Origin of the sequence: Gluconobacter sp. Dm-73 (genome assembly GCF_018256215.1) — a bacterium.
In the GTDB taxonomy this organism is placed as follows: Bacteria; Pseudomonadota; Alphaproteobacteria; order Acetobacterales; family Acetobacteraceae; genus Gluconobacter; species Gluconobacter cadivus.
This window is the reverse complement of record NZ_JAERLW010000004.1, coordinates 91,536-116,680: the sequence shown is the minus strand read 5'-3', so window position 1 is coordinate 116,680 and position 25,145 is coordinate 91,536. Positions and strand designations below refer to the sequence as shown.

Below are 25,145 nucleotides of genomic sequence, written 5' to 3'. Positions count from 1 at the left end.
ATCTTGTAGCCAAACCTGCTGCCTACCGATTCCGGCAGACGCACGAACAGTTTGGCTACACCTATGTCGAGGGCGCGCAATAGACTGCCCACCCCACCTGAGTCAAATAATAGAGATCACTTTTTCGTGATATCTGTCTGAAACTCAGTTTTTTGCCGCGCCTGTGACGATGGCATCAATCGCTTCGCCAACGCTTTCAACGTCTTTCATACCGTCAACATGAAGCAGACGCCCGGCTTTCTCATAATAAGGAAGGATCGGAGCGGTTTGCTTGCGATAGACGTCAAGACGCGCACGGACGACCTCGGGGTTGTCGTCCGGACGCCGCGTTCCGTCCTCGCCTCTGCGACTGGCGATACGCTCCACAAGTTCGTCTTCGTTGACGTCCAGCAGAATGACCGCACCGATTGTCAGATCACGCAGAGACAGCATCGCATCGAGCGCCTCGGCCTGACTTTCTGTCCGGGGAAAGCCATCAAGGATGAATCCACGCTGGCAATCCGGTTGTGCGATACGGTTCTGAATCATGGCAACGATAATCGGGTCTGGAACGAACTGTCCCTTCTCCATGATCGCCTTGGCTTCGTTGCCAATTGCCGAACCAGCGGCCACTTCAGCGCGCAGCATATCGCCCGTGGAAATCTGCTTGAAGCCATAGAGGGTTTCAAGCCGTTTGGCCTGCGTTCCCTTACCGGCTCCGGGCGGCCCAAGAAGAATGATGTTCATCGACGCCTCGTGCCTCCCTGCACTCCGCCACGGCTTCCGCGACTGCGTTGCTTGCGGATCAGACCCGAATACTGATGCGCCACCAGATGAGACTGAATCTGCGTGACCGTATCAATCGTGACCGAGACGATAATGATCAGACTCGTGCCCCCAAAATAAAACGGGACATTATATTTACTGATCAGGATCTGCGGCAACAGACACACCACAACCAGGTACAGAGCGCCGATCGCGGTCAGACGGGACAGGATCTTGTCAAAATACGTTGCCGTGCTCGCACCCGGTCGAATCCCCGGAATGAATCCCCCCTGCTTCCGCAGGTTCTCTGCCGTTTCCTCGGGATTGAATGTAATCGCCGCATAGAAATAGGAGAAGAACAGGATCATCGCAGCATAGAACAGCATGTAGAGCGGCTGCCCTTGGCCAAGCTGCTGCCCCAGAATGGAGAGCCATCCCGGCATCGAATGACCGTTCATGAAACCGGAAATGGTCACAGGAATCAGCAATACGGATGATGCGAAAATTGGCGGAATAACGCCAGCAGTGTTGACCTTCAGCGGCATGTGGGTGGAGTCACCGCCGAAAATACGGTTCCCAACCTGACGTTTGGGATACTGAATCACAACGCGACGCTGTGCCTGCTCCATGAAGACGATGAAGCCAATGACAGCAATCGCCAGAACCAGAAAAATCACCACAAAAATTGGCGAAAGCGCTCCTGTCCGTCCCAGTTCGAAAAGACTGGCCAGAGCATTCGGCAGATTGGCGACGATACCCGCAAAGATAATGAGGGAAATGCCATTCCCGACACCCCTGGACGTAATCTGCTCGCCCAGCCACATCAGGAACATCGTCCCGCCGACAAGCGTCACCACACAGGAGGCAATGAAGAACGCTCCCGGAGCTACCACAGCATTCGCACCATGCGCCGTCATGTTTTCAAGCCCGACGGCAATGCCGTAAGCCTGGAAAAGAGCGATAAACACAGTAAGATAGCGCGTGTACTGATTGAGCTTTTTACGACCCGCCTCACCTTCCTTCTTCATCGCTTCCATGGAAGGAAGCGCCGTGGAAAGAAGCTGAATAATGATCGAGGCGCTGATATACGGCATGATATTCAATGCGAACACGGTCATACGCCCAAGCGCACCGCCCGTGAACATGTCGAACATCCCCAGAATGCCACCCTGATGCTGGGCAAGAAGCTGCCCCATCACGGTCGCATCGACGCCGGGCACCGGAATATAGGTGCCAAGTCGATAGACGATCAGCGCTCCGAGAGTAAACCAGATGCGCTTCTTGAGTTCGGTCGCCTTGGAAAACGAACTCATATTGAGATTGGCGGCGAGCTGCTCTGCTGCGGAAGCCATCCACCTGTCCTTTCATGAAAACAGCGTCGCCGCACATAAGCACGGGACGCTGTTCACTATCCAACCCTAACCCGGACAAAGCCCGGGAGAAGAGAACTCAGGCCTCAGCCTGGGCGTCCTTCTTGGTCTCGAGCACCTTAACGGTACCACCAGCCTTCTCGACTGCTGCCAGAGCAGCAGCAGAGGCGCCAGCAACTTCGATGGTCACGCCATGCGAGAGGTCACCATGGGCCAGAAGACGGACACCGGCCAGCTTGCTTCCGTTGACAAGACCAGCCTTACGCAGGGCCTCCTCAGTGACGGTTGCAGCCTTGTCCAGCTTTCCGCTTTCAATGGCCTTGGAGATCGCGCCGAGGTTCACCGGAGCATATTCCTTGCGGAAGATGTTCACGAAGCCACGCTTCGGCATACGACGGTACAGCGGAAGCTGACCACCCTCGAAGCCATTGAGCGAGACGCCTTCACGAGCCTTCTGACCCTTGACGCCACGGCCTGACGTCTTGCCCTTGCCGGACCCGATACCACGTCCAAGACGCTTCTTGCGATAACGAGAACCCTCGTTGTCACGCAGTTCGTTGAGGTTCATTTCAACCCTCCACCTTGATGAGGTGGGCAACCTTGCGGATCATTCCACGCACGGCCGGAGTGTCCTCCAGCGTGCGCGTGGAACCAATTCCACGCAGACCAAGACCAATGATGGTCTCAGCCTGGCCCGGTTTACGACCGATGACCGAAGCGATCTGCGTAACCTGAACGGTCTTGCCATTCTCAGCCATTTGTCACCTCCGCTTCCGTCTGGCCCTGCTCGCGCTTGCCAAACAGTTCAGCAGCTTTCTTGCCGCGACGGGACGCAACATGACGCGGGCTGCTGGCCTTTTCGAGGGCAGCAAACGTTGCCTTGATCATGTTGTGCGGGTTCCGCGTTCCCAGGCTCTTGGCCACAACGTCATTGACGCCGAGGCTTTCGAACACTGCACGCATCGGACCACCAGCGATGATACCCGTACCAGCTTCAGCCGCACGAACAACAACCTTGCCAGCACCGTAATGACCGAACGTGTCGTGATGGAGGGTACGGCCTTCCTTCATCGGCACACGGATCATCGTGCGTTTTGCACGCTCGGTTGCCTTGCGGATTGCCTCGGGAACTTCACGAGCCTTGCCCGCACCGTAACCAACGCGACCCTTCTGGTCACCGACAACAACGAGGGCAGCGAACGCAAAACGGCGACCACCCTTTACGACTTTGGCAACACGGTTGATGGTGACGAGCTTGTCGATCAGATCATCGCCCTGCTCGCGCTCACGACCACCACGGCCGCCTTCTCTTGGCTCACGTGCCATGTGTGATCTCCTTAGAACGAGAGTCCGCCCTCACGGGCAGCCTCTGCCAGGGCTTTGACCCGGCCATGATACAGATAAGAGCCGCGATCGAACACGACAGTCTTCACACCGGCTGCAACACCGCGTTCGGCAATCAGCTTACCGATAGCCGTGGCCGCAGACACGTCGGCACCGGTCTTGCCAGCATCGCGAAGCGTCTTTTCCAGCGTGGAGGCGCTGGCGAGCGTACGGCCCTGTGCATCGTCGATGATCTGGGCGTGAATGTGCTTGCTGGAACGGAAGACCGACAGACGCGGCCGGCCGCCGCTCTTGCGACGAAGCTGGAAGCGCAGCCGCTGACGGCGGCGTTCCTGCAATCCTTGCTGCGTTGCCATTACTTCTTCTTACCTTCCTTGCGACGCAGAACCTCGGTTTCATACCGAACACCCTTGCCCTTGTAAGGCTCAGGCTTGCGGAAGCTGCGGATATCGAGCGCAACCTGACCAACACGCTGCTTGTCGTTACCTTCAACGACAATCGCGGTCGGACGCGGCGTGGTGATCTTGATGCCTTCCGGAATCGGATAGACAACATCGTGCGAGAAGCCGAGGTTCATCACCAGGTTCGAGCCCTGAACAGCAGCACGGAAACCCGTACCCTGAATTTCAAGCCCCTTGGTGAAGCCGTCCGACACACCCTTGACCGTATTGGCGATCAGAGCGCGGGTGGTTCCCCACATGGTCCAGTTTTCACGCGAACGACGACCAAGCGGAGCAACAGAAACATTGCTACCTTCGATCTTGACTTCCACATGACGGGAAACCGGAACGGTCAGTTCGCCCAGCTTGCCCTTGGCTTTGAAGATGCCATCAGCAACAGAAACCTGCACGCCAGCCGGAACTTCGACGGGATATTTACCTACGCGAGACATGCGACCCTCCTTAGAAGACGCGGCAGAGGACCTCGCCGCCAACGTTGGCAGCGCGAGCCTCGACGTCCGACAGGACGCCACGCGGGGTGGACAGGATCGACACACCAAGGCCGGCATAAACGCGCGGAAGTTCCTTGATCTTCGAGTAGACGCGACGGCCGGGCTTGGAAACGCGATGGATTTCCTTGATGACCGGCTGGCCTTCTACATACTTCAGCTCGATACGGAGCTGCGCAACACCCTTGCGGAGCTCTTCAGCAGCGAAGCCACGGATGTAGCCTTCACGCTTCAGGGCTTCCAGAACGCTTGCGCGCAGCTTGGATGCAGGCGCAACGCAGACAGCATGACGGGCACGCTGCGCATTGCGGATCCGGGTCAGCATATCGCCCAGTGGATCAGACAAAGACATTCGATCTACCCTTTACCAGCTCGACTTGACCATGCCAGGAATCTGGCCGGCGGAGGCAAGATCACGCAGAGCAATACGGCTCAGTTCGAACTTGCGATAGTTGGCACGGGGGCGACCAGAAAGCTTGCAACGCAGACGGACACGGGTCGCGGATCCATTGCGCGGCATCTGGGCCAGCTTAAGGGTCGCATCAAAGCGGTCTTCAACCGACAGTGTACGATCCTTGATGATGTTCTTGAGAGCGGTCCGCTTTTCCTTGTCGCGCTTCACCAGGGCAGCGCGATGGTTATTACGGTTTACCGCTGAGACCTTCGCCATCTCGAATTTTCTCCCGGAACCTGTCAGGCCTATCCCGACGGTTTTCCAATCAGCGTGTCTATAAAGGAAAGCGGCCTTCCAATGGAAGGCCGAATCCTGATTTTAACCGTGATCGGTCTGAAAAATTATGGATCAGCCGTTGAACGGCAGATCAAAGGCCTTCAGCAGGGCCTTTGCTTCAGCATCAGACTTGGCGCTGGTCACGAAAATGATGTCCATACCGCGAACGGCATCGATCTTGTCATACTCGATCTCAGGAAACACGATCTGTTCCTTGATGCCCATGGCAAAGTTGCCGTGTCCATCAAAGCCCTTGTTTGCCGGCAGGCCACGGAAATCGCGGATGCGCGGCATGGCGATCGTCACCAGACGGTCAAGAAACTCGTACATGCGGGCACGACGAAGCGTGACCTTACAGCCAATGGGCAGACCTTCGCGGATCTTGAATCCAGCAATAGCCTTGCGAGCAAGGGTCTTGACAGGCTTCTGACCCGAAATCACGGTCATTTCCGCAAAAGCGGCATCAAGCTTCTTCTGGTCACCAGCGGCTTCACCAACGCCCATGTTCAGCACGATCTTCTCGAGCTTAGGAACCTGGAGTTCGTTGGCATAGCCAAACTGCTCACGAAGCTGCTTCTTCAGCACGTCTTCGTAACGCTGGTGCAGACGCGGCAAAGCGTTCTTCTGTTCGCTCATTGTTGCGTTCCTCAGCCTTCGATCACTTCGCCGGTTGCCTTGGCAACACGAACCTTGCGACCGTCTTCCAGAATGCGGAAGCCAACGCGCGTCGGCTTGCCGCTCTTCGGATCAACCAGCTTCAGGTTGGAAAGATGGATCGGCATTTCGCGCTCGATGATTCCACCTTCTCCGCCTGCGCGGTTGGGCTTCGTGTGACGCTTGGCAATAGCCACGCCGCGCACAACAGCCTTTTCGGCCTTCGGCATCACAGCGAGCACTTCGCCGCGAACGCCACGGGACTTGCCGGAGAGGACCAGAACCTGGTCACCCTTTTTGATACGAGCAGCCATTACAGCACCTCCGGAGCCAGCGAGATGATCTTCATGAACTTGCGCGCACGCAGCTCACGAACCACCGGGCCAAAGATACGCGTACCAATCGGCTCCTGCTGCTTGTTCAGAAGAACAGCGGCATTCTTGTCGAAACGGATGGCGGAGCCATCTGCACGACGAACCGGGTAGGAGGTGCGAACGATAACGGCCTGATGGACGTCACCCTTCTTCACCTTGCCGCGGGGAATTGCTTCCTTGACGGACACGACAATGACGTCGCCGACCGAGGCAGTCTTCCGCTTGGAGCCGCCCAGCACCTTGATGCACTGCACCCGACGTGCGCCGGAATTATCGGCGACGTCAAGGTTGGTCTCGGGATGAATCATGTGCCTACCCCCTTATGCGCTGACGGAAGAGGATACTGAAGCCAGCTCCTCGCCGTTGCGCGACACGACAGACCACGTCTTGCGCTTGGAGATCGGTGCGCATTCTTCAATGCGAACCAGATCACCCGTCTGGCAGACGTTCTCTTCGTCATGAGCCGCGTATTTCTTGGAGCGGCGAATAAACTTCTTGTAGAGCGGGTGCATGATGCGACGATCGACAAGAACGGTAACCGTCTTGTCCATCTTGTCGCTCGTGACCCGACCCGTCAGGACGCGCCTTGGCATCGTCCGTCTCCTCTCAGGACTTAGCGGCGGACGTTTTGGCGCCCGCACGGTTCTTCGATGTGTGAGCCAGTGTCTTGATACGTGCTACCGCACGGCGCACGACCTTGACGCGGCTTGTGTTCTCCGACTGCCCCGTGGCAGCCGAAAAACGATGATTGATCTGTTCACGCTTGAGGTCGAGCAGAAGAGCATTCAGCTCATCTTCGCTCTTCGCGCGCAGATCGGCAGGCTTGTACGTGTCGGCCATTACGCGTCTCCGATACGCTGAACGAACTTGGTCTTGATCGGAAGCTTTGCAGCCCCCAGACTCAGGGCCAGCTTGGCAACCTCAGGCGGAACGCCTTCGATCTCGAACAGGATACGACCCGGCTTGACACGTGCGGCCCAGTACTCGGGGTTACCCTTACCGGAGCCCATACGCACTTCTGCAGGCTTTGTCGAGACCGGAGTGTCCGGAAAGATACGAATCCACACGCGACCGGCACGCTTCATGGCGCGCGTGATCGCACGACGGGAGGCTTCGATCTGGCGAGCGGTAATCCGCTCCGGCTCCAGCGCCTTCAGGCCGAAGGCACCGAAGTTCAGCTGGGTTCCGCTTTTCGCCAGACCGTGAATGCGGCCCTTATGGGCCTTACGAAACTTTGTCCGCTTCGGGGAAAGCATGTTGTTAAATCCTCAAATCAGCACCAGCAAAGGAACTGTGAGCTTTCGCTCACAGTCTTAGCGCTGGGGAGCCTGCTCCGCAGCACGACGATCCTGTGCCAGCGGGTCATGAGCCAGGATCTCACCCTTGAAGATCCATACCTTCACACCGCAGGTACCATACGTTGTCTTGGCAGTTGCCGTACCGTAATCGATATCGGCGCGAAGCGTATGCAGGGGAACGCGTCCCTCACGATACTTTTCGGCACGAGCGATTTCAGCACCACCCAGACGACCACCGCAGGTGATCCGGATGCCCTGGGCACCCAGACGCATTGCGGATTGGATTGCGCGCTTCATGGCACGACGGAATGCAACACGACGCTCCAGCTGCTGAGCAATGTTCTCGGCAACGAGAGTGGCATCGATTTCCGGCTTGCGGATCTCGACGATGTTCAGCGCCACATCGGTCTTCGCCATACGGCTCAGTTCCTTGCGGAGCGCGTCGATGTCCTGGCCCTTCTTGCCGATCACGACGCCCGGACGGGCAGCGTAGATCGTCACGCGAGGCTTCTTTGCCGGACGCTCGATAACAACGCGGGACACGCCTGCGCCGGACAGCTTGCGACGCAGGAACGCACGAAGCTTCAGATCTTCATGCAGCAGACGCGCATAATCTTGACCAGCGTACCAGCGGCTGTCCCAGGTACGGTTGACGCCGAGCCGAAGCCCGATCGGATTGACCTTATGTCCCATGGATCAGGCTGCCTTCTGCTCTTTGTTGGTTCCGCGAGACGGCTTCGTCTCTTCCGGTGCTTCCGCACGCTCGGCAACAACAATCTTCAGGTGGCTGAAGAACTTCTGGATCTGAGAAGAACGGCCACGGCCACGAGCGTGGAAACGCTTCATGACAATGGACTTGCCGACTTCTGCAGTCTTGACCACCAGCTGATCGACATCGAGCTGATGGTTGTTCTCAGCGTTGGCCACGGCGCTCTCAAGAGTCTTCTTGACCTGCTGCGCGATACGACGACGCGAGAAGGCAAGAGCGGCGATAGCCTTGTCAGCCGGCTGGTTGCGGATCATTGCCGCAACCAGGTTCAGCTTTTGCGGGCTGACGCGGATGTTGCGGGCAATAGCCTGCGCTTCCGTGTCAGCAAGCGTGCGGATATGCTTTGGCTTGCTCATTTTCAGCCCCGCTTCGACTTCTTGTCAGAGCCATGACCGGTGTAGGTCCGTGTCGGCGAGAACTCACCGAACTTGTGACCGACCATGTTCTCCGTGACCTGCACTGGCAGGAACTTGTGACCATTATAGACGCCGAACGTAAGTCCAACGAACTGCGGAAGGATCGTCGAACGACGCGACCAGATCTTGATCACTTCATTACGACCCGAAGCGCGCGACGCTTCGGCCTTGCCGAACAGATACCCGTCAACGAACGGGCCCTTCCAGACGGAACGTGCCATCTCTGTTTGCCCCCTCTTACTTGCCGGACTTACGGCGACGGATGATCAGGCTATCCGTCTTTTTGTTAACACGCGTCTTGTAACCCTTGGTCGGAACACCCCACGGTGTAACCGGATGACGGCCACCAGAGGTCCGGCCTTCACCACCACCATGCGGATGGTCGACCGGGTTCATGACAACGCCACGGTTGTGCGGACGACGTCCGAGCCAGCGGGAACGACCAGCCTTGCCCATGTGCTGGTTCATGTTGTCCGGGTTGGACACGGCACCAACGGTTGCCATGCATTCACCACGAACAAGACGCAGTTCACCGGACTGCAGCTTGATCTGCGCGTAACCGGCGTCTTTACCGACCAGCTGGGCATAGGTGCCAGCGGAACGGGCCAGCTTGCCGCCAGCGCCCTGCTTCAGCTCGATGTTATGCACGATCGTTCCGACCGGCATTGCACCCAGCGGCATGGCGTTGCCAGGCTTGACGTCCGTGTGGGCGCCGGAGATGACGCGATCGCCAACCTTCACGCGCTGCGGAGCAAGGATGTAGGCGAGTTCGCCGTCTTCATACTTGATCAGCGCAATGAATGCCGTGCGGTTCGGATCGTATTCGAGACGCTCGACCGTTGCGGCCACATCGAACTTACGACGCTTGAAGTCGACATAACGATAGGACTGCTTGTGCCCGCCGCCACGGAAACGAACTGTGGTACGACCGTGGTTGTTACGGCCGCCGGACTTGTTTTTGCCTTCCGTGAGCTGCTTGATCGGCTTGCCCTTGAAGAGCTCGCTGCGATCAATCAGCACGGTGCCGCGTGTGCTCGGCGTCGTGGGATTAAAGTGCTTGAGTGCCATGGTATCCTACCCCGCGTCAGCCCAGCTTGGCTGTAAGGTCAATGGACTGACCTTCAGCAAGCTGTACATACGCCTTCTTGATGTCCGAGCGACGGCCGGGACGACCCTTGACGCGCTTGACCTTGCCCTTCTGGACCAGCGTGCTCACGCCGGTCACCTTCACGTTGAAGAGCTTCTCAACCGCGACCTTGATCTGAGGCTTCGTCGCACCGGGAGCGACCTTGAACACCACTTGGTTCCGCTCGGAAAGAAGCGTCGCCTTTTCGGTGATCAGCGGTGCACGGATCACGTCATACAGGGTTTCCTGAGACATGTTCTGTGCAGTCTTGTGTGCGTTCATGACGGTATTGGTGGTCATGCCAGACGCTCCTTAAGACCCTCAAGACCGGCGCGGGTGATGACCAGCACGTCGTGGTTGAGGATGTCATAGACGTTTGCACCAATGGTCGGCAGAACGTCGATCTTCGGCAGATTGGCGATTGCGCGAGCGAACTGCTCGTCAACAGCGCCATCAACGATCAGCGCGGACGTCCAGCCCAGAGCCTTGATCTTCGCTGCGGCTTCACGGGTCTTGGTGACACCGTTGGCTGCGTCGAGAACGATCAGCTTGCCCTCGGCAGCCTTCTGCGACAGGGCGCAGATCAGGCCGAGACGACGGACCTTCTTGGGAAGGTCATAGCCGTGATCGCGAACGACCGGACCATGAACAACGCCACCCGTACGAAACTGCGGCGCACGCAGGGAGCCCTGACGGGCAGAACCCGTGCCCTTCTGACGGAAAGGCTTCTTGGTCGTGCCAGAAATCTCACCCATGCCCTTGGTACGGTGCGTACCGGCGCGGCGCTTTGCCAGCTGCCAGTGCACGACGCGTGCCATGATGTCAGAGCGCGGGGTGACCGCGAAAATCTCTTCCGGAAGCGCGACAGAGCCTGCGCTACCATTATCGAGGGTCTTGATATCGTATTCCATGCCCCTCGTCCTCAACCGGCGGCTGCCACTGTTGCTGCCGGGTACGGCGCATCAGCATGGCGAGCCTTCTTGATTGCATCGCGAATCAGCACAAGGCCGTTCTTCGCACCAGGAATTGCACCCCTGACCATGATCAGGTTGCGCTCTTCATCCACGGCAGCGATCTCAAGGTTCAGCGTGGTAACACGCTCGTCACCCATGTGACCTGCCATCTTCTTTCCCTTGAAGACCTTGCCAGGATCCTGGCGCTGGCCTGTAGAACCATGGGAACGGTGGCTGATGGAGACGCCGTGGGATGCTTCGAGACCTGCGAAGTTATGACGCTTCATAACACCCGCAAAACCCTTGCCCTTGCTCTGGCCCGTGACGTCAACTTTCTGTCCCACAACGAAGTGAGCAGCGGACAGCTTGGTTCCAGCTTCCAGCAGGGCGTCTTCAGAGACGCGGAACTCTGCCAGATGCTTCTTTGGCTCGACCTTGGTCCGGGCGAAATGGCCACGGTTCGCCTTGGTGACATTCTTCACCTTGGCATTACCAAGTCCGAGCTGAATGGCGGTATAACCATCGCGCTCGTTCGTGCGGGCATCCACAACCTCGACATTGTCAAGGTGAAGGACCGTCACAGGCACATGCGTGCCATCTTCCTTAAACAGCCGGGTCATTCCCAGCTTCTTTGCAATCAATCCGGTTCGCATCGTCTGGACCTTAGAGTTTGATCTCGACGTCCACGCCAGCGGCGAGGTCGAGCTTCATGAGGGCGTCCACGGTCTGCGGGGTCGGCTCGACAATGTCGAGCAGCCGGCGGTGAGTCCGAATTTCGAACTGTTCGCGGCTTTTCTTATCCACGTGTGGCGAGCGGTTCACCGTGAACCGTTCGATATGCGTCGGCAGCGGGATCGGACCCCGAACCCGCGCACCCGTACGCTTCGCCGTGTTTACGATCTCTTTGGTGCTGTTGTCCAGCACGCGATGATCGTACGCCTTAAGGCGAATGCGGATGTTCTGGTTGTCCATGTTCTTGTTCGTCCAACTCAAAAATTCGGGTGTCGTCCTACTGCCATTGCCCCTGAAAGGGAACCCCGGTCAGAAAAAATCTGACCGGGGCTGTCAAAGCCAACAGCTAAACGCAGGACTTTAGGCGGTGATGGAAGAAACCACACCGGCACCCACGGTACGGCCACCTTCGCGGATCGCGAAGCGCAGGCCTTCGTCCATGGCGATCGGAGCGATCAGCTCCACGTCCATGGCAACGTTATCACCCGGCATGACCATTTCCGTGCCTTCCGGCAGCGTCACGACGCCCGTGACGTCGGTCGTACGGAAATAGAACTGCGGGCGATAGTTCGTGAAGAACGGCGTGTGACGACCGCCCTCTTCCTTCGTGAGGATATAAGCCTCAGCCTTGAAGTTCTTGTGCGGCGTGATGGAGCCGGGCTTTGCCAGAACCTGGCCACGCTCGACGTCTTCACGCTTCGTGCCACGAACCAGTGCACCGATGTTGTCACCGGCTTCACCGCGATCGAGCAGCTTGCGGAACATCTCAACGCCCGTAACAGTCGTCTTGATGGTGTCCTTCAGGCCGACGATTTCGACTTCGTCACCCACGTTGACAACGCCGCGCTCAACACGACCCGTGACAACCGTACCACGACCCGAGATCGAGAACACGTCTTCGATCGGCATCAGGAACGGACGGTCAACCGGACGCTCCGGCTGCGGGATGTAAGCGTCAACCTGCGTCATCAGTTCGAGAACGCGATCTTCACCGATTGCTGCGTCGCCATCTTCCAGCGTCACAAGAGCGGAGCCCTTGACGATGGGGATATCGTCGCCCGGGAACTGATAGGAAGACAGAAGTTCACGAACTTCCATTTCCACGAGCTCGAGCAGCTCCGGATCATCAACCTGGTCAACCTTGTTCAGGAACACGACCAGAGCCGGAACACCGACCTGACGAGCGAGCAGGATGTGCTCACGCGTCTGCGGCATCGGACCGTCAGCAGCGGAAACGACGAGAATTGCGCCGTCCATCTGGGCTGCACCCGTGATCATGTTCTTCACGTAGTCAGCATGGCCCGGGCAGTCGACGTGAGCATAGTGACGGTTGGCCGTCTCATACTCAACGTGAGCCGTGGAAATGGTGATGCCACGAGCGCGCTCTTCAGGAGCCTTGTCGATCTGGTCGTAGGCGCTGAACGTTGCGCCACCGGACTTTGCCAGCACCTTGGTGATTGCAGCAGTCAGCGAGGTCTTGCCGTGATCGACGTGACCGATGGTGCCGATGTTGCAGTGCGGCTTCGTCCGCTCAAATTTAGCCTTTGCCATCGTCTTTCTCCAAAACCCCGCTCCACCTGGAACGGGAGTAAGACTGAAAGTTCAAACCGGTCAGTGTACGATCCCAAGATCGTGACACTGCCGGAAGCCCTTTAACCGGTTCTGATTACCAGCGATAGTGGCTGAATGCCTTGTTGGCTTCAGCCATACGGTGCGTGTCTTCGCGCTTCTTGACAGCGGAGCCACGATTGTTGACCGCATCCATCAGTTCGTTGGACAGACGCTCCTGCATCGTGTTCTCGCCACGCTTGCGGGAGGCGTCGATCAGCCAGCGGATCGCGAGGGCCTGACGACGCTCGGCGCGGACTTCAACCGGAACCTGATAGGTTGCGCCACCGACGCGACGCGAACGGACTTCAACCGCAGGCTTCACGTTGTCCAGAGCCGAGTGGAACATGGCCACCGGATCTGCAGTCGTGCCGCCGCGACGGCGCATGACTTCGAGCGCACCGTAAACGATGCCCTCGGCAGTGGATTTCTTACCATCGTACATCAGCGCATTCATGAAGCGCGTAATGACGACGTCTCCGAACTTCGGATCGGGAAGGATCTCGCGCTTTACAGCGCGGTGACGGCGACTCATTCCAAATACCTCTTACTTCGGACGCTTCGCGCCATACAGCGAACGACGCTGACGACGCTTGGCGAGACCCTGTGTATCAAGCACACCACGCAGGATGTGATAACGGACGCCAGGAAGATCCTTCACGCGGCCACCACGGATCAGAACAACGCTGTGTTCCTGAAGGTTATGACCTTCACCCGGAATGTAGCTCACGACCTCATACCCGTTGGTCAGACGCACCTTGGCGACCTTACGCAGAGCGGAGTTCGGCTTCTTCGGCGTTACGGTATACACACGCGTGCAAACGCCGCGCTTCTGCGGGCAGCCCTGCAGTGCGGGGACCTTGTTCCGCTTTGCGGCCGGCTCACGGCCGTTCGCGATCAACTGGTTGATGGTCGGCATGCGCCCTTCCCAATCCTTGTCCTATTTCAGACAGCAACATTGCTGTTCCTGTCGTGACATTTGTTCCAACCGACATGCGGTAGGACCGCCTGCCATTTCCACATCGTGAAAAGGAAACAGCCTGAACTGTTCCCTTCTCTCTCCAGCGTGCGGCCTTGGCATTTTTCCCAAAGGGAAATTAGCGGCACCGCATGCGATTCTTTAAACTTCGTCGGCTTTTTCAGCCTTCCGAGAAGGCATGTGCCGAGGGCGCGGAACCTACGAAGGGTTCGACGCCAAGTCAAGTGGTTCAGCTGAAATGGCCCGATTCTGCACTGAAAGTTTCCAGAATCGGGATGCGATGATCCCCGCCTTCTTTAAAAGCGGGGATCCCGTTTTCATTCCGCTGCGTCTTCGACAGCTGCCTGCGACGTTCCACCAACGCGCTGACGGTCCTGAGTGGCCGCGATACCCCGCAGACGGTTCATCACACTGCCCGTTCCTGCCGGGATCAGACGTCCGACAATCACGTTCTCCTTGAGACCGTTGAGGGTATCAACCTTGCCCGACGTTGCAGCATCCGTGAGGACGCGTGTCGTCTCCTGGAAGGAGGCCGCAGAGATGAAGGACTGAGTCTGCAGCGAGGCCTTTGTAATGCCCTGCAGAACCGGCATGGCCTTCGCAGGTGTATCCCCGTTCTCAAGCAGACGCTGGTTTTCACCTTCGTACTCGATACGATCCACCGTCTCGCCGATCAGATAGGTCGAATCACCCGGCTCGAGGATTTCCACCTTCTGCAGCATCTGGCGAACAATGACTTCGATATGCTTGTCATTGATCTTCACGCCCTGCAGTCGATAGACGTCCTGGATCTCGTTGACGAGATAGTCGGACAGGGCCTCGACACCCATGACCTTGAGAATGTCATGCGGCACGCGCGGACCGTCGACCAGCGGATCGCCCTTCTGGACGAAGTCGCCTTCCTGAACGGAAACGTGCTTACCCTTCGGGATCAGGTACTGCGTCTCCTCACCTGTATCGTCGTTCTTGACGATGACACAGCGCTTGGACTTGTAGTCCTTACCGAATTCAATACGTCCCTCGCCTTCGGCGATGATCGCATGATCCTTCGGACGACGCGCTTCGAACAGTTCGGCCACACGCGGCAGACCACCTGTAATGTCACGCGTCTTGGACCCCTCGCGAGGAATACGGGCCAGCACGTCACCGGCATTGACCTCTGCTCCGTTCTCCACCGACAGAATACTGTCCGGCGAGAGGAAGTAGCGAGCGTCGTTGCCGTTGGCGAGCTTGACGACGTTTCCGGAAGCATCCTTGAGCTGCAGACGCGGACGCAGATCCACACCTTTTGCTGCCTGCTTGTAGTCAACGACGACCTTCGAGCTCAGACCCGTGACCTCATCCATACGCTCGACGAGCGTGATACTGTCAATCAGGTCGAGATATTCGACCGTACCAGCCTGCTCGGTGATGATCGGCAGGGTGTACGGGTCCCACTCGGCCATCTTCTGGGTCCGCGTCACCGCTTCACCTTCAGAGACCATCAGACGCGCACCGTAAGGCACACGATAGCGGGCACGCTCCACACCGTTCTCGTCGGTCAGCAGGATTTCGCAGTTACGCGACATCACAACCAGAACCTTCTGCGAGTTCTCGACGACGTTCCGGTTCTTGATCGTCACGATACCATCGCGGGACGCTTCGACCATCGACTGCTCGGCGCCACGCGTTGCTGCACCACCAATATGGAAGGTACGCATCGTCAGCTGGGTGCCCGGCTCACCGATGGACTGTGCAGCGATAACGCCGACAGCTTCACCGATATTGACCGGCGTACCGCGCGCCAGATCGCGACCGTAGCAGTGGCCACAGATTCCGACGCGGCTGTCGCAGGTCAGAACAGAGCGGATATCAACGCTCTCCACGCCCGCCTTCTCGATGAGTTCAGCTTCAGCTTCCTCAATCAGCGTGTTACGCGGCAGGATGACATCCTGCGTGACCGGGTGCAGCACATCCTTGGACAGGGTACGGCCCAGAATACGCTCGGACAGTGAGGAAACAACCTCGCCGCTATCCATGACAGCGCGAACCGTCAGACCGCGTTCCGTACCGCAATCCGGCTCGACGATGATGCAGTCCTGTGCCACGTCAACCAGACGACGGGTCAGGTAACCCGAGTTCGCCGTCTTCAGCGCCGTATCCGCAAGACCCTTACGGGCACCGTGGCTGGACGTGAAGTAATCGAGAACCGAGAGACCTTCTTTGAAGTTCGCGATAATCGGCTGCTCGATAATCTCGCCCGAAGGCTTCACCATCAGGCCGCGCATACCGGCGAGCTGCTTCATCTGGGCCGGCGACCCACGGGCACCGGAGTGGCTCATCATCCAGACCGAGTTCGTCGGCTTGCCAATGACCTGCTTGGAGATCTCCTTGAGCATCGCAGCCTGGACTTCGTCCGTGCAGCGTGACCAGGCATCGACCACCTTGTTGTAGCGCTCGCCAGCCGTGATCAGACCGTCCTGATACTGCTGTTCGAACTCCTTGACTTCTTCCGACGTCTTGCCGACCAGCGTTGCCTTGGCATCCGGAATGATCATGTCATCCTTGCCGAAGGAAATACCGGCGCGAGCAGCGTGACGGAAACCAAGCCCCATCAGGCGGTCGCAGAAAATCACCGCTTCCTTCTGACCACAGTGACGATAAACCGTGTCGATCACGTCGGACACGTTCTTCTTCGTCAGCTGCTTGTTGATCAGGCTGAACGGGATGGCCTGATGCTTCGGCAGGATCTGCGCGATCAGGGCGCGACCCGGCGTCGTGACGATCGTCTGACGAACGGACTTGCCGTCAGCGTCAATCGTCGCCAGACGCAGACGGATCTTGTCATGCAGCTTGAGCGAGCCGGAAAGCATGGCGCTTTCGATCTCGGCCACATCCGAATAGGCCGGCGGAGCAGCCGTGACGACCTTGCCATCCTTGATGACAGCCTCGTCCGGCGTTTCGCGGTATTCCGGAACTTCAAGGCTCAGGTAATACAGGCCCAGAACGATATCCTGGGACGGAACGATGATCGGCTTGCCGTTCGCGGGGCTGAGGATGTTGTTCGTGGACATCATCAGGACGCGAGCTTCAAGCTGAGCTTCAAGCGACAGCGGCACGTGAACGGCCATCTGATCGCCATCGAAGTCGGCATTGAACGCAGTGCAGACCAGCGGATGAAGCTGGATGGCCTTGCCCTCGATCAGCGTCGGCTCGAACGCCTGAATACCCAGACGATGAAGCGTCGGCGCACGGTTCAGCATGACCGGATGCTCGCGAATCACCTCTTCGAGGATATCCCAGACTTCCGGACGCTCTTTTTCCACCATGCGCTTTGCAGCTTTGATGGTGGTGGCGTGGCCATATTTTTCGAGCTTCGAATAAATGAACGGCTTGAAGAGTTCGAGCGCCATCTTCTTAGGAAGACCACACTGATGCAGCTTCAGTTCCGGACCGACCACGATGACCGAACGACCGGAATAATCGACGCGCTTTCCGAGCAGGTTCTGACGGAAACGTCCCTGCTTGCCCTTCAGCATGTCGGAGAGCGACTTCAGCGGACGCTTGTTGGCACCCGTGATGGCGCGGCCACGACGTCCGTTGTCGAACAGGGCGTCGACAGCTTCCTGCAGCATGCGCTTTTCATTGCGGACAATGATATCCGGCGCACGCAGTTCGATCAGCCGCTTCAGACGGTTGTTACGGTTGATGACGCGACGGTACAGATCGTTCAGATCGGACGTTGCGAAACGGCCACCATCGAGCGGCACCAGCGGACGCAGTTCCGGCGGAATGACCGGTACGATGTCCATGATCATCCAGTCCGGACGCGAACCGCTTTCCACGAAAGCTTCGACCAGCTTCAGGCGCTTGACGAGCTTCTTGCGGGCGGCTTCCGACGTGGCCTTGCGCAGCTTCTTGCGCATCATGGTCTTTTCGGAATCGCCTTCCATGACTTCAGCGTCATAGTCGAACGGATCCGGCAGGCCCTTTTCCTTTGCAGCAAGGCTCAGGTCGCGTTCCTGATCGTTCGGAATACCCCAGTCGTAGCTGGAAAGCGCGCGCTTGATGGCTTCCGCACCGATTCCAACGTCGATACCGGCGTCGGGATATTCATCCAGCAGATCTTCGCAGCGGATTTCGTCCAGCAGATACTGGTCGCGCTTCTTGCCGTTCTTATAAGAGTCGATCTGATCGGATTCACAGACGCCCTTGTCGAGAATCAGGAACTTCTCGAAATACAGAACCGGCTCGACGTCCTTGAGCGGCAGATCCAGCATGGTCGCGATACGGCTCGGCAGCGACTTCAGGAACCAGATATGCGCGACAGGCGATGCCAGCTCAATATGGCCCATGCGCTCGCGGCGCACCTTGGCCAGCGTGACTTCAACGCCGCATTTTTCGCAGACAATACCGCGGAACTTCATCCGCTTGTACTTGCCGCACAGGCATTCGTAATCCTTGATCGGGCCAAAGATACGCGCACAGAACAGGCCGTCACGCTCGGGCTTGAACGTTCGGTAGTTAATGGTCTCCGGCTTCTTGATTTCGCCGTAAGACCAAGACCGCACCTGCTCGCTGGATGCGAGCTGGATCTTGATCTGGTCGAAGGTCACCGACTGGCCGGTCTGACCCAGGATCTTCATGAGTTCGTTCATGCGCCGAAACCCCAATGTGTTCCGCGGCGTACCGCGGACACTTTAAAAATGAACCGTAGCGAGAAGGAGGGAGCGGGCAATTAAAGCCCGCTCTGCTCGAGTTCGACATTCAGGCCGAGAGACTTCAGTTCCTTGATCAGAACGTTGAAGCTCTCCGGAATACCGGCTTCGAAATCGTCCTGTTCGCGAACGATTGCCTCGTAGACCTTGGTACGGCCGGATACGTCATCCGACTTCACCGTCAGCATTTCCTGCAGCGTGTAGGCTGCACCATATGCTTCAAGGGCCCACACTTCCATTTCACCAAAGCGCTGACCACCGAACTGCGCCTTACCACCCAGCGGCTGCTGCGTAACAAGCGAGTAAGGACCGATCGAACGGGCATGGATCTTGTCGTCGACAAGGTGATGCAGCTTCAGCATGTAGATGTAGCCGACCGTCGTCTGACGTTCGAACAGCTCACCCGTACGACCGTCAATCAGCTGCGACTGCCCGGATTTGTTGACACCGGCCTTCTCGAGCATCTCTTCGATGTCGGGAATGGAAGCACCATCAAACACCGGCGTTGCGATCGGAAGACCCTTGCGAAGATTGTTCGCAAGTTCGATCAGCTGTTCGTTCGGCAGGGTCGTGATGTCGTCATTATAGACCACATCGCCATAGACCTCACGCAGACGATCCAGCAGCTCCTGCTTGCGCTCACCAGTACGCTGATACTCGTCCACCATGTCGCCGATGCTTGCACCGATATTAGCACAGGCCCAGCCCAAATGGGTTTCGAGGATCTGACCGATGTTCATGCGCGACGGCACACCCAGCGGATTCAGAACGATATCAACGGCCTGCCCGTTCTCAAGGAATGGCATGTCCTCGACGGGAACAACGCGGGAAACGACACCCTTGTTACCGTGACGACCGGCCATCTTGTCACCCGGCTGAAGCTTGCGCTTCACGGCAACGAAGACCTTGACCATTTTCATCACACCAGGCGGCAGCTCGTCACCGCGCTGCAGCTTCTCGACCTTGCTGTCGAAGCGCGCATCGATCCGGCGGGTCGCTTCCTTGAACTCACCACGAAGCTTTTCAAGCTCCGCCATGACGTCGTCGGACGTAACCGTAATGCTGGCCCAGGTCGCGCGATGATGCTCGTCCAGAACCTCTTCCGTGATCGGCGTGCCCGAACGGAGGCCCTTGAAGCCGGCACCAGCCGTCTGGCCCACCAGACGCTCACGGAGACGGTTATAGAAGCTGCGCTCCTGAATGCCGCGTTCGTCATCACGATCCTTCGTGAGACGCTCGATCTCGGCACGCTCGATCGCCATGGCGCGCTCGTCCTTGTCCACGCCACGGCGGGAGAAGACACGAACGTCAACGATCGTGCCGGTCGTACCGGGCGGCAGCTTCAGGGACGTGTCACGAACATCGGAAGCCTTTTCACCGAAGATGGCGCGCAGAAGCTTTTCTTCAGGCGTCATCGGGCTTTCACCCTTCGGAGTCACCTTACCGACAAGAATATCACCCGGATTCACTTCGGCGCCGACATACACAATACCGGCTTCGTCGAGGTTGCGCAGAGCTTCCTCGCCAACATTCGGAATGTCGCGCGTGATTTCTTCCTGACCCAGCTTCGTATCACGGGCCATGACTTCAAATTCTTCGATATGGATCGAAGTGAAGACGTCATCACGGGCAATACGCTCGGAGATCAGAATGGAATCTTCGAAGTTATAACCATTCCAGGGCATGAACGCGACGAGCACGTTACGACCCAGCGCCAGTTCACCAAGCTCGGTGGACGGACCGTCAGCAATGATGTCGCCAGCATGAACCGTATCACCAACCTTCACCAGCGGGCGCTGGTTGATGCAGGTGGACTGGTTGGAACGCATGTACTTGCGCAGACGATAGATATCGACACCCTGCGTGGCACCTGCTTCGTCCGTGGCACGAACAACGATACGGGCACCGTCGATCTGGTCGATCACACCGCGACGCTTGGCCACGATGGTTGCGCCAGAATCGTGGGCAACTGCAGCTTCCATACCGGTACCGACCAGCGGGGCGTCAGCCTTCACCAGCGGCACAGCCTGACGCTGCATGTTCGCGCCCATCAGTGCACGGTTGGCGTCATCGTTCTCAAGGAACGGAATGAGCGCTGCAGCAACAGACACAAGCTGCTTCGGCGAAACGTCACACGCTGTAACCTGCTCCGGCGGGACAACGCGGAAGTCACCCGAGCGGCGAACAGAAACCAGTTCGTCCGTCAGACGACCCTGATCGTCCTGCTTGGCATCGGCCTGGGCGACAACGAGCTTCTCTTCTTCCATGGCGGAAAGATATTTCCAGCCATCCTGAAGAACGCCTTCTTCTACCAGACGATACGGCGTCTCGATGAAGCCGTACTTGTTCACCTTGGCATAGGTCGACAGCGAGTTGATCAGACCAATGTTCGGGCCTTCCGGCGTCTCGATCGGGCAGATACGGCCGTAATGCGTCGGGTGAACGTCACGGACTTCGAAGCCTGCGCGCTCACGGGTCAGACCGCCCGGGCCAAGCGCCGAAAGACGACGCTTGTGCGTCACTTCGGAAAGCGGGTTCGTCTGATCCATGAACTGGCTGAGCTGAGAAGAGCCGAAGAACTCACGCACGGCAGCAGCAGCGGGCTTCGCGTTGATAAGATCATGCGGCATGACCGTATCAATATCGACAGACCCCATGCGCTCGCGAATGGCACGCTCCATGCGGAGCAGACCGACGCGATACTGGTTTTCCATCAATTCGCCGACAGAGCGGACACGACGGTTACCGAGGTTGTCGATATCGTCGATCTGGCCGCGGCCATCCTTCAGCTCGCACATGATCTTGATGGTGCGCAGAATATCTTCCTTGCGCAGGACACGCAGGGTATCGGGCGCATCGACATCAAGACGCATGTTCATCTTCACACGACCGACCGCGGAGAGATCGTAGCGGCCCTGATCGAAGAACAGTCCACGGAACATGGCTTCAGCCGTTTCCTTGGTCGGCGGCTCACCGGGGCGCATGATACGATAGATATCGATCAGGGCTTCATCACGGCAGCTGTTCTTGTCAGCAGACAGCGTGTTGCGGATCCAGGGGCCGTGCGAACCATCAACGGACAGGAGCGGAAGCTCCGTAATGCCCATCTCTTCAAGCGCCGCCAGACGGTCTTCCGTCAGCTCTTCGCCTGCTTCACCGTAAATCTCGCCTGTATTCTCGTTCACGAGATCATAGGCAAGGAAACGGCCAAGAATATCGAGACGACCAACCTGCACAACGCGGGTCTTCTCGGCGATCTTGCGAACCATGCGCGCGGTCAGCTTGGCATCGGCTTCGGCAACCACCTCACCCGTATCGGCATCGACCAGCGGGCTGAGCAGCTTCAGGCCGCGGAAAGCATCGGGATCAAACGGACGAGCCCACTCGCCACCCAGACGGGTGAAAGGAACGGTCTGGTAGAAATAGGACAGGATTTCATCCTGATCCATTCCACGGATATCGAGACCTTCGACATCACCGCCTTCGACGATCTTCTGCTCACGCTGCGCGAGGTAATTTGCACCTTCAAGCGCATAAAGAAGCGTCGTGACCGGCAGTTTGCGCTTACGGTCGATACGGACATAGATCAGATCCTTGGCATCGAATTCGAAGTCGAGCCAGGAACCACGATAAGGAATGACACGGGCGGCAAAGAGATACTTACCCGAAGAATGCGTCTTGCCCTTATCGTGATCGAAAAACACACCCGGGCTACGATGCATCTGGGAGACAATGACACGCTCGGTGCCATTGATGATGAAGGTGCCGTTATCGGTCATGAGCGGCATGTCGCCCATGTAAACCGGCTGTTCCTTCATGTCGTGGATCGAGCGCGAACCAGTGTCCTCGTCGATGTCCCACGTCGTCAGACGGAGAATGACCTTCAGCGGCGCTGCATAGGTCAGACCACGCTGAATGCACTCTTCAACATCATATTTCGGATCTTCGAATTCGTAGGACATGAAGTCCAGACGGCCGCGACCCGCGAAATCGTTGATCGGAAACACCGAACGGAAGACTTCCTGAAGGCCGGCATCCTGCCGACTGTCAGGGCTTACGTTCATCTGCAGGAATGCCTCATAGGAGGCGCGCTGCACGTCGATCAAATTGGGCATCGGCGCAATTTCGGGAATACGCCCGAAACTTTTGCGGATCCTTTTGCGTCCCGTGAACGATTTGGTGATCGCGTTCATCTCTTCTGCCCTCTGCACCAGACCTTCGAGTCGCCCGTAAACTGCGCTGGAGAACTGGCTCCTGCATTGCGGACGACCGGAACGACCGGCCATTATGAAATTTCCAGTACGTGGCGAGCCGCGCACTATACGCCTCTTCCGCTCCAACGGCAAATCGGGCGGGAACCGCATGCGATCCCCGCCCCATCTGTCTGCCAGGCAGTGGCTGCGACGCGAACGCCGCAACCCGAAATCAGTAGATTACTTGACTTCGACCTTGGCACCGGCGTCTTCAAGAGCCTTCTTGATCTTGGCAGCTTCGTCCTTGGACGCGCCTTCCTTGACGGTCTTCGGTGCGCCTTCGACCAGGTCCTTGGCTTCCTTCAGACCGAGGCCCGTGATGCCACGGACTTCCTTAATCACGTTGATCTTCTTGTCGCCGGCGTCAGCCAGGACAACCGTGAATTCGGTCTGCTCTTCAGCAGGTGCAGCAGCAGCGCCGCCAGCAGCAGCAGCAACTGCAACCGGAGCAGCAGCGGAAACGCCCCACTTCTCTTCGAGCAGCTTGGAGAGTTCTGCAGCTTCCAGAACGGTCAGAGCGGACAGCTCTTCAACAATCTTTGCCAGATCGGCCATGGTCTTATCCTAAATAGATGTACTGTTGATCAGGTTCAGGCCTACGCCGCAGCGCAGACCATCATTCTCAGGCGGCTTCTGCTTCGCCGGCCTTGGCATAGGCACCAAGAACACGAGCAAGCTGGCCAGCCGGCGCCTGGACAACGCCTGCGATACGCGTTGCGGGGGTATTGATCATACCCACCAGCTTCGCACGCAGCTCGTCCAGCGACGGCAGCTCGGCGAGGGCCTTGACTCCGTCGACGCCAAGCGTCTGGGAACCCAAGGCGCCACCAAGCACCACCAGTTTGTCATTCGTCTTGGCGAACTCGACGATCACCTTCGCCACCGATGCCGGGTCCTCGGACCACGCAAGCGCGGTCGGTCCCTTGAGCAGCGGCGCGATGCCGTCGAATTGGGTCCCATCCAGAGCGCGGCTGGCCAGCCGGTTCTTCGCAACCTTGTATGTCGCTCCTGCCGCACGAATGCGTCGACGCAGTTCCGTCACATCGGCAACCGTCAGACCCTTGTTCTGGGTGACGACAACCATGGACGTGCTGCCAAACACATCGGCGAGGAACTCAACAAAGGCCCGTTTTTCCGTACGGTCCAAAACCTGTCTCCTCGTCAGTCCGACTTGCGCCGGACCAGGTTACCCATGGAGTTGGCTCTTTCGAACCTTCTCCGCTCGCCTGTCCACAGAAGTGAGCGAACCCAGCACATCGCAGCAGAGCCACTGAAATACCGTCGCCCCGTCTGACGCCCGCGATTTCGAAAAATCCTTAAGGACCAGAAGGCCCACGTGCGGTCTTGGACAGGTTTGGAAACGACCCGCGAACAGGCCGCCCCTCAGCCATCACACCCGAAAGCGTGACGTCATTTCGTGGAGGTCTTTCCCAGAAGGAAGACCTCCTGTCAATCAGGCTTCGAAGCTCGAAACGTCAACGCGAACGCCCGGACCCATCGTGGAAGACAGAGCTGCCTTCTTCAGATATGTGCCCTTGGCACCCGTCGGGCGAGCCTTCTGAACGGCATCGACCAGAGCGTTGATGTTCTCAACCAGCTTGGCTTCGTCGAAAGACGCCTTGCCAACACCTGCATGGATGATACCGGCCTTTTCGGCGCGGTATTCAACCTGACCGGACTTGGCTGCCGTGATGGCACCCTTGACGTCCATGGTCACCGTGCCGAGACGCGGGTTCGGCATCAGCCCACGCGGTCCAAGGATCTTACCCAGACGACCCACGAGAGCCATCATGTCCGGCGTTGCGATGCAGCGGTCGAAGTTGATTTCGCCAGCCTGGATCTTTTCAGCCAGATCTTCCGCACCAACGACTTCCGCACCAGCGGCGAGGGCTTCTTCAGCCTTCGGGCCTCGGGCGAACACGCCAACGCGCAGGGTCTTGCCCGTGCCGTTTGGCAGGGAGATCAGACCACGGACCATCTGGTCGGCGTGACGCGGGTCGATGCCGAGGTTCAGCGAGATTTCGATCGTCTCGTCGAACTTTGCCTTGGCATTGCTCTTCACCAGAGCCACAGCCTCGGTCAGACCGTACGGCTTGTTACGCTCGACAGTTGCCTGCGCGGCGTTCAGACGCTTGTTCTTGGCCATGGG

Annotated in this window: 31 protein-coding genes; all 31 read right to left on the bottom strand. The window is 58.0% G+C overall.

Going from position 1 to position 25,145, the window contains the following annotated elements; genetic code table 11:
- Positions 1-144: 144 nt before the first annotated feature.
- The 31 genes from JK176_RS05835 to rplA all read right to left on the bottom strand — a co-directional run bounded on the left by JK176_RS05835 (position 145) and on the right by rplA (position 25,142).
- Positions 145-726, bottom strand: coding sequence for an adenylate kinase (locus JK176_RS05835; protein WP_194267933.1), 582 nt, complete (start codon positions 724-726; stop codon positions 145-147).
- Positions 723-2,096, bottom strand: a complete 1,374-nt coding sequence (gene secY, locus JK176_RS05830) for a preprotein translocase subunit SecY (RefSeq protein WP_194267932.1) — start codon at positions 2,094-2,096, stop codon at positions 723-725. The genes JK176_RS05835 and secY overlap by 4 nt, the downstream gene beginning before the upstream one ends.
- A gap of 97 nt (positions 2,097-2,193) precedes the next feature.
- Positions 2,194-2,682 carry a 50S ribosomal protein L15 gene (rplO, locus tag JK176_RS05825; RefSeq protein ID WP_211586953.1) on the bottom strand — a complete coding sequence of 163 codons (489 nt, stop codon included), beginning with the start codon at positions 2,680-2,682 and terminating at the stop codon, positions 2,194-2,196.
- A 1-nt stretch (position 2,683) separates the two neighbouring features.
- Complete coding sequence (rpmD, locus tag JK176_RS05820) at positions 2,684-2,872, bottom strand: 50S ribosomal protein L30 (RefSeq protein WP_194262298.1); 189 nt, start codon at positions 2,870-2,872, stop codon at positions 2,684-2,686.
- Positions 2,865-3,440, bottom strand: a complete 576-nt coding sequence (gene rpsE / locus JK176_RS05815; RefSeq protein ID WP_099286913.1) for a 30S ribosomal protein S5 — start codon at positions 3,438-3,440, stop codon at positions 2,865-2,867. Before rpsE ends, rpmD begins: the two co-directional genes overlap by 8 nt.
- Positions 3,441-3,451: 11 nt before the next feature.
- Positions 3,452-3,814, bottom strand: coding sequence for a 50S ribosomal protein L18 (gene rplR / locus JK176_RS05810; RefSeq protein WP_099286914.1), 363 nt, complete (start codon positions 3,812-3,814; stop codon positions 3,452-3,454).
- Entirely contained in the window at positions 3,814-4,350 is a 537-nt protein-coding gene (gene rplF, locus JK176_RS05805) for a 50S ribosomal protein L6 (RefSeq protein WP_062029308.1), read from the bottom strand. Before rplF ends, rplR begins: the two co-directional genes overlap by 1 nt.
- 10 nt (positions 4,351-4,360) lie before the next feature.
- A complete protein-coding gene (rpsH, locus tag JK176_RS05800) occupies positions 4,361-4,759 on the bottom strand; it encodes a 30S ribosomal protein S8 (RefSeq protein ID WP_011251952.1) in 399 nt (132 codons plus the stop codon).
- A 12-nt stretch (positions 4,760-4,771) separates the two neighbouring features.
- The gene (gene rpsN / locus JK176_RS05795; RefSeq protein ID WP_011251953.1) at positions 4,772-5,077 is read right to left on the bottom strand and encodes a 30S ribosomal protein S14; all 306 of its coding nucleotides are present in this window, start codon (positions 5,075-5,077) and stop codon (positions 4,772-4,774) included.
- Between the two features lie 132 nt (positions 5,078-5,209).
- Complete coding sequence (gene rplE / locus JK176_RS05790; protein ID WP_099286916.1) at positions 5,210-5,773, bottom strand: 50S ribosomal protein L5; 564 nt, start codon at positions 5,771-5,773, stop codon at positions 5,210-5,212.
- 11 nt (positions 5,774-5,784) lie between these two features.
- Positions 5,785-6,105, bottom strand: coding sequence for a 50S ribosomal protein L24 (rplX, locus tag JK176_RS05785; protein WP_146859703.1), 321 nt, complete (start codon positions 6,103-6,105; stop codon positions 5,785-5,787).
- On the bottom strand, positions 6,105-6,473 hold the full coding sequence (gene rplN, locus JK176_RS05780; RefSeq protein WP_011251956.1) for a 50S ribosomal protein L14: 369 nt from the start codon (positions 6,471-6,473) through the stop codon (positions 6,105-6,107). Before rplN ends, rplX begins: the two co-directional genes overlap by 1 nt.
- A 12-nt stretch (positions 6,474-6,485) precedes the next feature.
- Positions 6,486-6,758, bottom strand: coding sequence for a 30S ribosomal protein S17 (gene rpsQ / locus JK176_RS05775; protein ID WP_211586952.1), 273 nt, complete (start codon positions 6,756-6,758; stop codon positions 6,486-6,488).
- 13 nt (positions 6,759-6,771) lie between these two features.
- On the bottom strand, positions 6,772-7,005 hold the full coding sequence (gene rpmC / locus JK176_RS05770; RefSeq protein WP_062029304.1) for a 50S ribosomal protein L29: 234 nt from the start codon (positions 7,003-7,005) through the stop codon (positions 6,772-6,774).
- Complete coding sequence (rplP, locus tag JK176_RS05765) at positions 7,005-7,421, bottom strand: 50S ribosomal protein L16 (RefSeq protein ID WP_011251959.1); 417 nt, start codon at positions 7,419-7,421, stop codon at positions 7,005-7,007. The genes rpmC and rplP overlap by 1 nt, the downstream gene beginning before the upstream one ends.
- A gap of 57 nt (positions 7,422-7,478) precedes the next feature.
- A complete protein-coding gene (rpsC, locus tag JK176_RS05760) occupies positions 7,479-8,156 on the bottom strand; it encodes a 30S ribosomal protein S3 (protein ID WP_011251960.1) in 678 nt (225 codons plus the stop codon).
- A 3-nt stretch (positions 8,157-8,159) separates the two neighbouring features.
- A complete protein-coding gene (gene rplV, locus JK176_RS05755) occupies positions 8,160-8,588 on the bottom strand; it encodes a 50S ribosomal protein L22 (protein WP_062029303.1) in 429 nt (142 codons plus the stop codon).
- A gap of 2 nt (positions 8,589-8,590) precedes the next feature.
- Positions 8,591-8,869: a 30S ribosomal protein S19 gene (gene rpsS / locus JK176_RS05750; RefSeq protein WP_011251962.1), complete on the bottom strand. Its 279-nt coding sequence runs from the start codon at positions 8,867-8,869 to the stop codon at positions 8,591-8,593.
- A 16-nt stretch (positions 8,870-8,885) separates the two neighbouring features.
- Entirely contained in the window at positions 8,886-9,716 is an 831-nt protein-coding gene (gene rplB, locus JK176_RS05745; RefSeq protein WP_099286917.1) for a 50S ribosomal protein L2, read from the bottom strand.
- 16 nt (positions 9,717-9,732) lie between these two features.
- Positions 9,733-10,029 (bottom strand): 50S ribosomal protein L23, encoded by a 297-nt coding sequence (locus JK176_RS05740; RefSeq protein WP_194255033.1) that lies wholly within the window; start codon positions 10,027-10,029, stop codon positions 9,733-9,735.
- Positions 10,030-10,070: 41 nt separating this feature from the next.
- The gene (gene rplD / locus JK176_RS05735) at positions 10,071-10,685 is read right to left on the bottom strand and encodes a 50S ribosomal protein L4 (RefSeq protein ID WP_099286919.1); all 615 of its coding nucleotides are present in this window, start codon (positions 10,683-10,685) and stop codon (positions 10,071-10,073) included.
- Positions 10,686-10,696: 11 nt separating this feature from the next.
- A complete protein-coding gene (gene rplC, locus JK176_RS05730; RefSeq protein ID WP_041110841.1) occupies positions 10,697-11,380 on the bottom strand; it encodes a 50S ribosomal protein L3 in 684 nt (227 codons plus the stop codon).
- 10 nt (positions 11,381-11,390) lie between these two features.
- Positions 11,391-11,699: a 30S ribosomal protein S10 gene (gene rpsJ, locus JK176_RS05725; RefSeq protein ID WP_007282720.1), complete on the bottom strand. Its 309-nt coding sequence runs from the start codon at positions 11,697-11,699 to the stop codon at positions 11,391-11,393.
- Between the two features lie 120 nt (positions 11,700-11,819).
- Positions 11,820-13,010, bottom strand: a complete 1,191-nt coding sequence (gene tuf / locus JK176_RS05720) for an elongation factor Tu (RefSeq protein ID WP_099286920.1) — start codon at positions 13,008-13,010, stop codon at positions 11,820-11,822.
- Positions 13,011-13,125: 115 nt separating this feature from the next.
- Complete coding sequence (gene rpsG, locus JK176_RS05715; protein ID WP_011251968.1) at positions 13,126-13,602, bottom strand: 30S ribosomal protein S7; 477 nt, start codon at positions 13,600-13,602, stop codon at positions 13,126-13,128.
- A 12-nt stretch (positions 13,603-13,614) separates the two neighbouring features.
- Entirely contained in the window at positions 13,615-13,986 is a 372-nt protein-coding gene (gene rpsL / locus JK176_RS05710; RefSeq protein ID WP_011251969.1) for a 30S ribosomal protein S12, read from the bottom strand.
- Positions 13,987-14,363: 377 nt separating this feature from the next.
- Positions 14,364-18,683 (bottom strand): DNA-directed RNA polymerase subunit beta', encoded by a 4,320-nt coding sequence (gene rpoC, locus JK176_RS05705; RefSeq protein ID WP_211586951.1) that lies wholly within the window; start codon positions 18,681-18,683, stop codon positions 14,364-14,366.
- A gap of 80 nt (positions 18,684-18,763) precedes the next feature.
- Positions 18,764-22,936 (bottom strand): DNA-directed RNA polymerase subunit beta, encoded by a 4,173-nt coding sequence (gene rpoB, locus JK176_RS05700; protein ID WP_099286974.1) that lies wholly within the window; start codon positions 22,934-22,936, stop codon positions 18,764-18,766.
- Positions 22,937-23,176: 240 nt separating this feature from the next.
- Positions 23,177-23,551 carry a 50S ribosomal protein L7/L12 gene (gene rplL, locus JK176_RS05695; protein WP_099286921.1) on the bottom strand — a complete coding sequence of 125 codons (375 nt, stop codon included), beginning with the start codon at positions 23,549-23,551 and terminating at the stop codon, positions 23,177-23,179.
- A gap of 67 nt (positions 23,552-23,618) precedes the next feature.
- Complete coding sequence (gene rplJ, locus JK176_RS05690; RefSeq protein WP_099286922.1) at positions 23,619-24,143, bottom strand: 50S ribosomal protein L10; 525 nt, start codon at positions 24,141-24,143, stop codon at positions 23,619-23,621.
- Positions 24,144-24,449: 306 nt separating this feature from the next.
- On the bottom strand, positions 24,450-25,142 hold the full coding sequence (gene rplA / locus JK176_RS05685; protein ID WP_062110027.1) for a 50S ribosomal protein L1: 693 nt from the start codon (positions 25,140-25,142) through the stop codon (positions 24,450-24,452).
- Between the last annotated feature and the right edge of the window lie 3 nt (positions 25,143-25,145).

What these genes read in the sequence shown, in the direction of transcription:
- rpsG (WP_011251968.1), bottom strand. Translation starts at nt 13,602, where the DNA reads ATGAGTCGCCGTCACCGCGCTGTAAAGCGCGAGATCCTTCCCGATCCG.
- rpsH (WP_011251952.1), bottom strand. Translation starts at nt 4,759, where the DNA reads ATGTCTTTGTCTGATCCACTGGGCGATATGCTGACCCGGATCCGCAAT.
- rpsQ (WP_211586952.1), bottom strand. Translation starts at nt 6,758, where the DNA reads ATGCCAAGGCGCGTCCTGACGGGTCGGGTCACGAGCGACAAGATGGAC.
- rpsE (WP_099286913.1), bottom strand. Translation starts at nt 3,440, where the DNA reads ATGGCACGTGAGCCAAGAGAAGGCGGCCGTGGTGGTCGTGAGCGCGAG.
- rplP (WP_011251959.1), bottom strand. Translation starts at nt 7,421, where the DNA reads ATGCTTTCCCCGAAGCGGACAAAGTTTCGTAAGGCCCATAAGGGCCGC.
- rplF (WP_062029308.1), bottom strand. Translation starts at nt 4,350, where the DNA reads ATGTCTCGCGTAGGTAAATATCCCGTCGAAGTTCCGGCTGGCGTGCAG.
- rpoB (WP_099286974.1), bottom strand. Translation starts at nt 22,936, where the DNA reads ATGAACGCGATCACCAAATCGTTCACGGGACGCAAAAGGATCCGCAAA.
- rplV (WP_062029303.1), bottom strand. Translation starts at nt 8,588, where the DNA reads ATGAGCAAGCCAAAGCATATCCGCACGCTTGCTGACACGGAAGCGCAG.
- tuf (WP_099286920.1), bottom strand. Translation starts at nt 13,010, where the DNA reads ATGGCAAAGGCTAAATTTGAGCGGACGAAGCCGCACTGCAACATCGGC.
- rpsC (WP_011251960.1), bottom strand. Translation starts at nt 8,156, where the DNA reads ATGGGACATAAGGTCAATCCGATCGGGCTTCGGCTCGGCGTCAACCGT.
- rpsJ (WP_007282720.1), bottom strand. Translation starts at nt 11,699, where the DNA reads ATGGACAACCAGAACATCCGCATTCGCCTTAAGGCGTACGATCATCGC.
- rplC (WP_041110841.1), bottom strand. Translation starts at nt 11,380, where the DNA reads ATGCGAACCGGATTGATTGCAAAGAAGCTGGGAATGACCCGGCTGTTT.
- secY (WP_194267932.1), bottom strand. Translation starts at nt 2,096, where the DNA reads ATGGCTTCCGCAGCAGAGCAGCTCGCCGCCAATCTCAATATGAGTTCG.
- rplR (WP_099286914.1), bottom strand. Translation starts at nt 3,814, where the DNA reads ATGGCAACGCAGCAAGGATTGCAGGAACGCCGCCGTCAGCGGCTGCGC.
- rpsS (WP_011251962.1), bottom strand. Translation starts at nt 8,869, where the DNA reads ATGGCACGTTCCGTCTGGAAGGGCCCGTTCGTTGACGGGTATCTGTTC.
- rpsN (WP_011251953.1), bottom strand. Translation starts at nt 5,077, where the DNA reads ATGGCGAAGGTCTCAGCGGTAAACCGTAATAACCATCGCGCTGCCCTG.
- rplN (WP_011251956.1), bottom strand. Translation starts at nt 6,473, where the DNA reads ATGATTCATCCCGAGACCAACCTTGACGTCGCCGATAATTCCGGCGCA.
- rpmD (WP_194262298.1), bottom strand. Translation starts at nt 2,872, where the DNA reads ATGGCTGAGAATGGCAAGACCGTTCAGGTTACGCAGATCGCTTCGGTC.
- rplE (WP_099286916.1), bottom strand. Translation starts at nt 5,773, where the DNA reads ATGAGCGAACAGAAGAACGCTTTGCCGCGTCTGCACCAGCGTTACGAA.
- rpmC (WP_062029304.1), bottom strand. Translation starts at nt 7,005, where the DNA reads ATGGCCGACACGTACAAGCCTGCCGATCTGCGCGCGAAGAGCGAAGAT.
- JK176_RS05740 (WP_194255033.1), bottom strand. Translation starts at nt 10,029, where the DNA reads ATGTCTCAGGAAACCCTGTATGACGTGATCCGTGCACCGCTGATCACC.
- rpsL (WP_011251969.1), bottom strand. Translation starts at nt 13,986, where the DNA reads ATGCCGACCATCAACCAGTTGATCGCGAACGGCCGTGAGCCGGCCGCA.
- JK176_RS05835 (WP_194267933.1), bottom strand. Translation starts at nt 726, where the DNA reads ATGAACATCATTCTTCTTGGGCCGCCCGGAGCCGGTAAGGGAACGCAG.
- rplO (WP_211586953.1), bottom strand. Translation starts at nt 2,682, where the DNA reads ATGAACCTCAACGAACTGCGTGACAACGAGGGTTCTCGTTATCGCAAG.
- rplB (WP_099286917.1), bottom strand. Translation starts at nt 9,716, where the DNA reads ATGGCACTCAAGCACTTTAATCCCACGACGCCGAGCACACGCGGCACC.
- rplA (WP_062110027.1), bottom strand. Translation starts at nt 25,142, where the DNA reads ATGGCCAAGAACAAGCGTCTGAACGCCGCGCAGGCAACTGTCGAGCGT.
- rpoC (WP_211586951.1), bottom strand. Translation starts at nt 18,683, where the DNA reads ATGAACGAACTCATGAAGATCCTGGGTCAGACCGGCCAGTCGGTGACC.
- rplL (WP_099286921.1), bottom strand. Translation starts at nt 23,551, where the DNA reads ATGGCCGATCTGGCAAAGATTGTTGAAGAGCTGTCCGCTCTGACCGTT.
- rplD (WP_099286919.1), bottom strand. Translation starts at nt 10,685, where the DNA reads ATGGAATACGATATCAAGACCCTCGATAATGGTAGCGCAGGCTCTGTC.
- rplX (WP_146859703.1), bottom strand. Translation starts at nt 6,105, where the DNA reads ATGGCTGCTCGTATCAAAAAGGGTGACCAGGTTCTGGTCCTCTCCGGC.